This is a genomic window from Desulfobacula sp. (assembly GCF_021107415.1).
The window spans coordinates 1-9,526 of record NZ_JAIOSW010000183.1 but is presented as its reverse complement, the minus strand read 5'-3'; the positions used below and the strand labels follow the sequence as shown (position 1 = coordinate 9,526).

The following is a 9,526-nucleotide window of genomic DNA, read 5'->3' as shown; positions in this document are numbered from 1 at the left end:
AAGGTCACCTTTTTATTGGGATTGATTTTATAGCTGTGGGATAATAGTCCAAAGTAGTATAATTGCCCATGCCGGGATATCTGAAATTTATAAATTTGTGCCCAACGCAGTAACCGGGAAAATTAACGGTTTTTGGTCGGGCACTAAGATAAATTTATTTTTTATTGCAAAGCCTGTGAATGGTTTGTGCATGCCATTCTCCACGACCGGAGAATGTGGGTTGGCCCAGCTCAATCAAACGGCTTGCAACCTGGCCAAAGGTAGCATCCTTAGCCCGCATGGTGTGAATGATATCCATGACTGCCTCACGACTGAGAAGTTTGTTGTTAGTTGAAACAACCGTCTCAGCCTTTTTTGCCATGATTTTTTTTCTTTTTCGAACAACTGGTTTTACAGGCGGTTTTACCGGTTCGATATTTTTTACAGGGGCTTCTACTGCAGGCTCAGTGATGTCAGGTTCCGGTTTTTGGGAGGTGACATAATGATGCTCAAAATCTTTTTTAGAGGCACTATTTTTTTGGGGTGTTGGCTGTGGCACTGGTTTTTGTCCGGGAGCGATATTCAGATGATCTAGAACTCTTTCAATGGCAACGGCCTGACGTTCCAACATATCTGCAGTTTTTTCCTGGGCGCTGATCAGATAATCCTGATTTTTTGCCAGGGTTTCAAGATGGCTGCTTAAGTTTTCAATGGCTTCTGCCAGCATGGATGTTGCTGAAGTATCATCCATTGGAAGCTGATTCCCGGCTTGATGTGGAATAGGGGGTCTTTTCATGTGCTGGTTTTTGGTATTCTGGTATCCACTATAAGAATGATACCTGGGGGAGCTGGTATAATGATAAGAATTATCATAGTTTTTGCGTGTTTTGGGGGTGCGTGGTTTTTCAGCCTGGCCATTACGAAGGCTTTGTAAAAAATCGTTCATTTAGTTCATGTCCTCCTTGGACTATTTTAAAAATGTCAAAATGGTGTCACCAAACTTGACTAAAAGTGCCTGAATTTTTCAACTCATTGATTTTTAAAGAAAGTTTCGAAACATTCTTAAATCGTTAGCATAATATTTCGGTATAGTATTTATCCTTTTTTCCCAGACCTTTGTCAAGCTTTTTTTACGATTTTCCAAATGGCGACTAGGAGAAGTCTTTTCGCTGTTTTAATCGTTTGAAACATAATTTTCTTTATGATAAAATTTGTTCTTTATTAAAATTTATTAAGGACAATTGAAACATGATTGAAAATAAAACTTATAAGACCCATTACAAAATCGAAGATCCAAGTATTGTGAAAACTGATCTTCTGGAACCCATAGAATACGCTTATAAATCAAAAAGAAGTATTGATATCACTATAAAGCAGCCTGAATATACGTCGGTCTGCCCAATGACAGGCCTGCCGGATAATGGTTGCATCACGATAAAGTACCAACCTGGTGAGACCATTGTTGAACTGAAGTCACTAAAATATTATCTGTTGCAATTTAGAAATGTTGGCATGTTTTATGAACATGTGGTTAACAAGATTCTCGATGATCTGGTTCACGTTTTAAAGCCTTTAAGAATGGAAGTCACAGGTGAATTTACCCCTAGGGGAGGGGTCAGCTCCATAGCAACAGCTGTCTATGAGAAAGAATAAAAGCTTACACAAGACCTGTTTCAAATTCTTTAATGAGTGTCAGTATATGATTTTTTGAATTGATACAGGATAGATTTTTTCTGAATGCAGAACATCCCGGCATTCCTTTTACAAACCATGAAAGCCTGCCCCTGAGCATTTTGCAGGCAGGCTTTTCTTCAAAATAAACCACATACATCCGGGTCAAGCGTTCCATTGCTCTAAAAATTTCGTAATTTGAAGACGTCTTATAAGATCCGGTCGCAAGAAAATCATCGATCTGGGAAAGGATAAACGGATTTTTCATGGCTGCACGTCCAACCATGACAGCATCACATTTGGTGTGCGTGATCATCTTTTGGGCATCTTCAACGGTGTTAATGTCACCATTGCCAATAACAGGAATAGACAATTGCTGTTTGAGTTTTGTAATTAAATCCCAGTTCGCCTTGCCCTTAAATCCCTGGTTTGCAGTCCTTGGATGCAGGATGATGGCATCCACACCTGAGTCCTGTGCGATTTGCGCAATTTTAAATGCCTGTTGCCCGGAATGATCCCAGCCGGACCGTAATTTTATTGTCAGCGGCAGATTAATCGCCTTACGAACGGCTGTTAAGATTGTTTTAGTCAGTTCGGGTTCTTTCATCAATGCAACCCCGGCTCCCTGTTTGACGACTTTTTTCACACTACAGCCAAAATTAATATCGATAATGTTAGCAACTTTTAGATCCTGTATGAATTTTGCACCTTTTGCCATGGAATCAGGATCAGATCCAAACAATTGAATTGACAGGGGTTGTTCTTTTTTTTTTGAGGACAAAAGATCCAGAGTCTTTTCAGAGTTATAAAAGATTCCTTTGGCGCTGATCATTTCAGAACATACCACAGCACAGCCGTATTCTTTTACAAGAAGCCGAAACGGCAGGTTGGTTATCCCTGCAAGGGGAGCTAAAAAGGTTTTCCCGTTTATAGATAAATTTTTAATTTTCATTGAATTTTAGTTTTTTTTATGTCGGTATCAATTTGGGGGTTTGCATAGCAAAAAAGACAATTATGGAAACATGGATGTTCTTCATACGACCCAATATCAATGGATTTTGTGCAGTTGCACCCTTGTTTTGAGCGTTGACCGTAATCTCTTTTGATTTCAGGGTGACCCCTGAAGAGTGTTTTTAATAAATTGCCGTCAATACATGAATTTTGCTGAACCATTGTATCGGCATCAAGATTTGAGAACAATTCTTTTTCGCAACATAAATAAAGCTTTATGCCGGTTGTTGCTAAACGCTTTTCCATTCGATGAATCACTTGTATTTTTTTATCCATGGACGGATCAGAAAAAAAAACAGTTTGATGGTTTTTTTGAAATAAAAATTTAAGCCTTCTTTGGATCTTGATATAGTTGTCAAAAAAGCTTGTGACACATTTTTTGATGCCAAGTTTTGAGGCTTTGTCTGCTATCATGGTAAAGTCTGAAAGATTATTTTTTTCCGGGCCTTTATCCCTGGTTTGATAGAAGCAGATAGGGTCAAACCGCCAGGATATTTTTTCGGGTCCAAAGAGGGAGGCAAGTTTATTTAATTGTTCAAGTCTTTTTTTTAAGGCCGGCAGATTAGGCTCAAGCAAAGGTAATTCAGAGTTTATTGTAAAATTAAAATATATGTTAAATCCAAGTTGAGTCAGTTTTTCACCCGCTTTGGCCTTGATCAAGGCATCATAGTTTTTTGACCAGAATACAATTGAATGAATTGAATCCCTGGACACATCAACTTTTTTAACTATTTTGTTGTATGGGTTTTTTATCTTAAAAAATCCAAGGTTGATATGGTCCATGAACCAGTCCATGTAAAAGGCTGGAATATCCGTTCTTCTTGAGGCAGATAAGATTTTATCTGGATTCTGGCTCATGATTCTTTTTTAAATCGGAAAAGGAAATTATATTTTCCGGAACTTTCCCTCCCGGTTTTCTTTTGTCTGGGGAACTTGAGGGTTTGGACAATGGCAAATTCTCTATAGGGCTTTCAACCTTTTTTATTTTCATTTTTTTGCCATTCATATGAAATTCCTGGCCATTAATATAATCATCTTTTAGAATCCATGTGACAACTTGTAAAGGCATTTTAAGCATTAACAATTTGATATGATACCAATCCTTTTTAGCATCCGGCAGGATACTTTCAACCCTTGCAAAGGATACGGGTGCGTCTTCAAGATATATTAAGACGACATCATTAACTGTGGCCATAGCTCCCTCATTTGATTTGGTTTGTCCGGTTTGATTTTTCTTGTCAATTGGCTTCATATAACATAATCTTTTTATTACTAAAAGAATGGAATGAATTTATGACACCTGTTTATGAAAAAAAATGGAAAATTTTTTTCCTTGTTGCAACCTCAATTTTTATGTCAACTCTGGATTCCAGTATTGTCAATGTTGCCCTGCCTTATATGATGCAGGATTTGCAGACAGATATGCAAACCATTCAGTGGGTGGTATTAATTTATCTTGTGACGGTTTCTTCTCTGCTTTTAACTTTTGGCAGGCTTTCAGATATTAAAGGCAGGAAACCTGTTTATGTCCTGGGGTTTACCATATTTGTGGTTGGTTCTCTATTATGTGGTCTGGCCCGGACACCTCAATTTTTAATTATTTCCAGGGCTGTACAAGGGTGTGGGGCCTCTATGCTGATGGCATGTTCACCCGCCCTGATTGTAGATGTCTTTCCAGTGCAGGAGCGGGGCAAAGCCCTTGGTATGATCGGGGCGGTGGTTGCTGCAGGACTTACAACCGGACCTGTCGTTGGCGGAATTATCCTTGAATATTTCTCCTGGCGGGTCATTTTTTATATTAATATTCCCATTGGGATTGCTGCTGCCATTGGCGGTTACTTTGTTTTAAAAGGTATTCCTACAGCACGGGGAAGCTATGAGCCCATGGATAAAACAGGAAGCATTTTATTGATCGTTATTTTATCCACCCTGATTATTTTTTTGACACAATTGTCCAAGTGGGGGATCGCTTCGATTCCGTCCCTTTCCTTTGCCGGCCTTTGTATTCTGGCAGGTATCGTTTTTGTGCTAAACGAGGCAAGATCGGACTATCCATTATTTGATCTGGAACTTTTAAAAATAAAATTATTTGTATTTCCAGTGATTTCTTCGGCTATTTTATTTGCGGCTCTTTTTGTTATTGTTTTTATGCTGCCGTTTTACCTGACATACCCATGTGGCTTTTCTGCATCAAAAACAGGCTCGATCATGATTGTTCTTTTTTTGTTCCTTTTATTTGTCAGTCCCGTGTCGGGGATACTGTATGATACATTTGCTTCAAGGCGTTTATGCATGATGGGTATGAGTGTTCTGACATTGTCTCTGGTTTCATTAATATATATCCATCCGTCCATGGGTGTTTTATCAATTTTGTGGCGGATTGCCCTTGCCGGGATTGGAACAGCGCTCTTTGTGTCTCCCAACAATACGGCCATAATGAGTTGTGTGCCATTGCCAAGACGCGGAATAGCCTCAGGGGCTGTGGCTACAGCCAGGAACCTTGGGATGGTGATCGGAGTGGCATTGGCCGGATTGATTTTTACAAGTTCTTTTTCAAGTCTTACAAATGGTGCAGGCCTTGAAAATTATTCGGCAGCAATGGACTCTTTTTTTATGATCAGTTTTAAGCGAACAATGGCTATGGGAGCTATTATTTCAGGCTTGGGAATAGGTGTAACCTTTGTCAGGGGTAAAGAACACTGAAATATTGAATGATTCTGCAAGGAGGAGGGGTATATGGTACAATTAAACACGAAAAATTTTTCAGTTTTGGATCAACCTCAGGTGATAAGGCATCTTTTCCATCCAAGACTTGAAGATGGCTTAAGACAGGCCAAAAACAACCGGGATGATATAATGATCCCTGTTGATAAAGGTATTCAGGTGGGTGCATCATTTCATTTTGCAAAGAATGATGCGCCTGTGATACTTTTTTTCCATGGCAATGGGGAAATCGTTTCCGATTATGACGATTTCGGATGTCTGTATAATGATATAGGCATCAATTTATTCGTCGTGGATTACCGGGGATATGGAAGATCAACAGGCAGTCCGTCTGTCACATCAATGATGAAGGATTGCCTTATGGTTTTCGATTTTGTACTGGATTATATGTCAAAAATGAAATTGACCGGGCCCCTGTGTGTTATGGGAAGATCTTTGGGCAGTGCCTCTGCAATTGAACTTTGCAACACCCGGGCAAATGATTTTAAATGTCTGATGATTGAAAGTGGATTCGCATGGGCTGCACCATTGCTGCTAAAGCTTGGTATTAATCCTCAGACTATCGGCTTTAAGGAAGAACAGGGTTTTGAAAATATCGATAAAATTAAGACATTTTCAAAACCCTGCCTGGTGATTCATGCTCAATTTGATCACATTATTCCATTCTCAGATGGTCAGGCTCTTTTTGATGCATGTGCTTCAAACGATAAAACACTTTTGGAGATCAAAGGGGCAAATCATAATGATATTTTTATGAGAGGAATGGGCCCGTACCTGGAACATATTAAAAGGATCTGCCTTTAGCCTTGTCTATTCTTCCTCAAAGGGAATGATAAAGACCGGAACACCAGATCGTTTCAATACCTTTCTAACTACATGGTTTCCCATGGCTTCTGCCAGGAGCCCCTGCCGTTTGCAGCCCATGACAATCAAGTTACATTCTTCCTCTCTAACGGTTGATGCGATTTCATCGGCAATGGAACGACCTTCCGCCACCAGAATTTTTGAAATCAGGGAATTGTTTTCAGATGTGTCTTTGTTTGGTTCAGTCCCTTCAAAAAAGCCGGTAATGGCCTTACGGATTCTCAGGGCATCAACATTTTTTCCTATCAGGATGTTTCTTGCCCCGGTTCTATGGTCGGATTTTATGTTTTCATATAATTTTTCACCAAATGCCATGCGGATTCGCTTTTTTGAGCGCGGGCTTTCTTCCATTACATGAAGGACGATGATATTGGCATTCTGGCAGATGGCCAACGTTGCCGCATGCTCAAAAACCTCCTTCATATTGACAGAAAGATCAGATGCAAAAAGGATATTTTTTGTCGGTTCAACCATTTTTATTACTCCATTTTTATTATTTAAGGAACCTTTATTTCAGCGCTCCATTTTATATGTTAATTAAAAAATTAACACGTCTAAATCTGACTCATATATTAAATCAAAATGATTAATATGCAAGTATTGATTTTAACCCTTTGAAAAAAAAATATGGGAAAAACAGGCAGATATGATCAATTGGCCGGGTAATCGACCCTCTCTTTCAGCTCTTTGCCGCATTTAAAGAAGGGAAGCTTTTTAGAATCAACCTGAACAATTTTTCCGGTTTTCGGATTTCTGCCGGTATAGGATTTATACGCTTTTAAATGAAATGACCATAATCCTCTCAATTCAATTCGGTCTCCCCTGGTCAGGGCATTTGCCATCTCAAAAAAAAATAAGTCTACGACGTCAGTTGCTTTCTTTTGGCTCAGAGAACATCTGTTTTTCAGTGTTTCAATCAATTTAAACTTATTCACTTATTCTCTCCATATTATTATACACACTAAAATTTATTAATGGTTCTATATGTATAATAAAAAAACCAATGATAATTCAATAGGTAAAAACCCCTATTTATTTGATAAACTCAGGATCAGCGTTAAAAATTTTTGTCACCATGTCCCGGTATTTAGCGATGGAGTCTGCTTTTAATATGTTTTTCAGCGGTTTTTTGCTCTGTTTGAAGGAGGGGCCAAGATAATTCCAGAATCCTTTCATTCGTCCGGTTAAGTGTGCAGGTCCTGAGAATATTTTTTGATAGCCGGCAAAAAGATCATCATGAAAATCTTTTAATAGTTCAATTTTATTTTTATTTATGATAATTTTTTTTATATCTTCTGCAAGGAACGGATTTGAAAGAAGTCCCCGGCCAATCATGAACCGTTGGATATGGGGAAATTTTTTTTGAACTGCATGAAAGGAATCTAAATCTATTATATCACCATTATAAGTGAGCGGGTGCCGGCTGCAATGAAGCGCTTTTTCAAAGGCATCATGATCTGATGTCCCCTCATACATCTGTCGTCCGGTCCTGGGGTGGAGTATGATTTCATCCAAGGGGTATTTATCCAAAACATATAAGACCTTGAAGATTTCATTTTTCGATTTTCTGCCTAACCTTAATTTTACAGAAAGTGTATTTGAAATTTTGGGTACCACGGTATCCAGAAAAGCATCAATTTCATCGGGATACATTAAAAGCCCGGAACCTCTCTTTTTTTTTGCAATTTTTGAATGGGGGCAACCCAGGTTCCAGTTTATTTTTTTTATCCCCATTTCATACAGGTGGTCAGCAAGAAATATAAAGTCTTTGGGTATATTTCCAAGGATTTGAGGGACCACAAAAAGTTTTTTATTATTTTCAGGATTTACATCTTTTATTCTGGAGGGCTTTAATCGCATTTGGCCCATGGTTGAAATAAAGGGTGCCACAGCCTCATCAACGCCTGAAAAATGATCTGAAAATACATTTCGATATGTTACATCGGTAAATCCCTGAAGAGGGGCAAGGATTATTGTGGTATCGTCTTTTTTCATATATTTGGTGTTCATTTTGAGTAATAATTTATTATAAAAAATTAGAAAAAAACTTTGACAAACATTAGAGTGATAAATTATACAATTAAATGTTTTGGTTTTAGCTTATATATAACATTAAAACGGATTGCAAGGAGTGTTTTAAAGGAATGAAAGAGTTTTTCAAAGAGGTTGTCCGGATAAATATGATGGAAGAAACCCTGGACAAGGAAAATTGTGCTAAAGAACTGTTTGCCCAATTAAATGCCATGGAAATCCCTGAATATTTTAATTGGGCCTCGGACATATTTGAAGATCTTCATGTCAAAGAGAATCCAGATAAAAAAGCCTTGATCTGGACGGATATCGATACGTTGGAGACCCGGACGTATTCTTACAGAACCTTATCGGAAAAGGCAAACCAACTGATCAATTTTTTTTTAAAATCAGGGGTTGAAAAAGGGGATAATCTCTATATGATGAGTCCTGTCTTACCTGAAAACTGGTTTGCCGGCCTTGCCTGTATTAAGGCGGGGATGGTCACCATCCCAACAGCAACTACAATGACTCAAAGAGAGCTGGAATTCAGATTTGAAACCTATTCCCCCAAGGTTGTAATGGCAGATGAGGATTGTGCCGGCCTGATTGATAAAGCCCTTGAAGAAACAAATATCGAGCCCAAACTCAAACTGGTTTTAGGACAAAAAACAGGCTGGATATCATTTGATGTGATTGAAAATGAATCCATTGAAGCTGAGGCTGCAAAGACAAGATCCAATGATATCCTTTTTTGTTTTTTTACTTCGGGAACAACCGGACTTCCCAAAAGGGTCGGACACACAGCAGTGTCATACCCTGTTGGACATTTGTCAACCACAGTGATGATGGGGTTAAGGCCTGATGATATCCACCATAATTTGAGTGCACCCGGATGGGCAAAATGGGCCTGGTCCAGTTTTTTTGCTCCTTTTAATGTCGGCGCTACAACCACCGGATTTAAATTTTCACTCCTGGATGGCGAACAATATCTTGATGCTGTTTTGCGGCATGAAGTGACAACGTTTTGTGGACCTCCCACTGCCTGGAGAATGTTTGTAAATATGAATCTTGATTCTTTTAATCTGTCTTGTTTAAGACAATCCATGAGTGCCGGGGAACCCTTGAATCCCGATGTGATAGAAAAATGGAAAAAGCATACCGGCACAGAGATAAGAGATTTTTATGGTCAGACTGAATCCACAGCCATGATTGGAAATCCTCCCTGGTTGAACGGTAAGATGCGACCAGGATCTTTTGGGGTACC

11 protein-coding genes are annotated in these 9,526 nt (G+C 38.9%); 4 read left to right on the top strand and 7 right to left on the bottom strand.

Going from position 1 to position 9,526, the window contains the following annotated elements:
- Positions 1–154: 154 nt before the first annotated feature.
- Complete coding sequence (locus K8S13_RS09980) at positions 155–925, bottom strand: hypothetical protein (protein WP_291462298.1); 771 nt, start codon at positions 923–925, stop codon at positions 155–157.
- Positions 926–1,227: 302 nt separating this feature from the next.
- Here K8S13_RS09980 and queF point away from each other — a divergent pair, with 302 nt between their 5' ends.
- On the top strand, positions 1,228–1,632 hold the full coding sequence (queF, locus tag K8S13_RS09975; RefSeq protein WP_291462297.1) for a preQ(1) synthase: 405 nt from the start codon (positions 1,228–1,230) through the stop codon (positions 1,630–1,632).
- 4 nt (positions 1,633–1,636) lie between these two features.
- Here queF and dusB read toward each other — a convergent pair whose 3' ends face one another.
- Genes dusB through K8S13_RS09960 form a run of 3 tightly spaced genes read right to left on the bottom strand, consistent with a single transcriptional unit; the run spans position 1,637 to position 3,856 of the window.
- Positions 1,637–2,602: a tRNA dihydrouridine synthase DusB gene (dusB, locus tag K8S13_RS09970; protein ID WP_291462296.1), complete on the bottom strand. Its 966-nt coding sequence runs from the start codon at positions 2,600–2,602 to the stop codon at positions 1,637–1,639.
- Complete coding sequence (locus K8S13_RS09965; protein ID WP_291462295.1) at positions 2,599–3,519, bottom strand: DUF1848 domain-containing protein; 921 nt, start codon at positions 3,517–3,519, stop codon at positions 2,599–2,601. Before K8S13_RS09965 ends, dusB begins: the two co-directional genes overlap by 4 nt.
- Complete coding sequence (locus K8S13_RS09960) at positions 3,500–3,856, bottom strand: hypothetical protein (protein ID WP_291462294.1); 357 nt, start codon at positions 3,854–3,856, stop codon at positions 3,500–3,502. Before K8S13_RS09960 ends, K8S13_RS09965 begins: the two co-directional genes overlap by 20 nt.
- A 98-nt stretch (positions 3,857–3,954) precedes the next feature.
- On the opposite strand from K8S13_RS09960, the gene K8S13_RS09955 reads away from it, so the two are divergent.
- Complete coding sequence (locus K8S13_RS09955) at positions 3,955–5,364, top strand: MFS transporter (protein ID WP_291462293.1); 1,410 nt, start codon at positions 3,955–3,957, stop codon at positions 5,362–5,364.
- 33 nt (positions 5,365–5,397) lie between these two features.
- The gene (locus K8S13_RS09950; protein WP_291462292.1) at positions 5,398–6,189 is read left to right on the top strand and encodes an alpha/beta hydrolase; all 792 of its coding nucleotides are present in this window, start codon (positions 5,398–5,400) and stop codon (positions 6,187–6,189) included.
- A gap of 6 nt (positions 6,190–6,195) precedes the next feature.
- Here K8S13_RS09950 and K8S13_RS09945 read toward each other — a convergent pair whose 3' ends face one another.
- From K8S13_RS09945 to K8S13_RS09935, 3 genes are all read right to left on the bottom strand, one after another.
- Positions 6,196–6,723 (bottom strand): universal stress protein, encoded by a 528-nt coding sequence (locus K8S13_RS09945; protein ID WP_291462291.1) that lies wholly within the window; start codon positions 6,721–6,723, stop codon positions 6,196–6,198.
- A 176-nt stretch (positions 6,724–6,899) separates the two neighbouring features.
- Complete coding sequence (locus tag K8S13_RS09940) at positions 6,900–7,184, bottom strand: HU family DNA-binding protein (RefSeq protein ID WP_291462290.1); 285 nt, start codon at positions 7,182–7,184, stop codon at positions 6,900–6,902.
- Between the two features lie 97 nt (positions 7,185–7,281).
- Positions 7,282–8,244 (bottom strand): tRNA-dihydrouridine synthase family protein, encoded by a 963-nt coding sequence (locus K8S13_RS09935; RefSeq protein WP_291462289.1) that lies wholly within the window; start codon positions 8,242–8,244, stop codon positions 7,282–7,284.
- Between the two features lie 149 nt (positions 8,245–8,393).
- Here K8S13_RS09935 and K8S13_RS09930 point away from each other — a divergent pair.
- The coding region (locus tag K8S13_RS09930) for an AMP-binding protein (RefSeq protein ID WP_291462288.1) at positions 8,394–9,526 on the top strand (1,133 nt) is incomplete at its 3' end.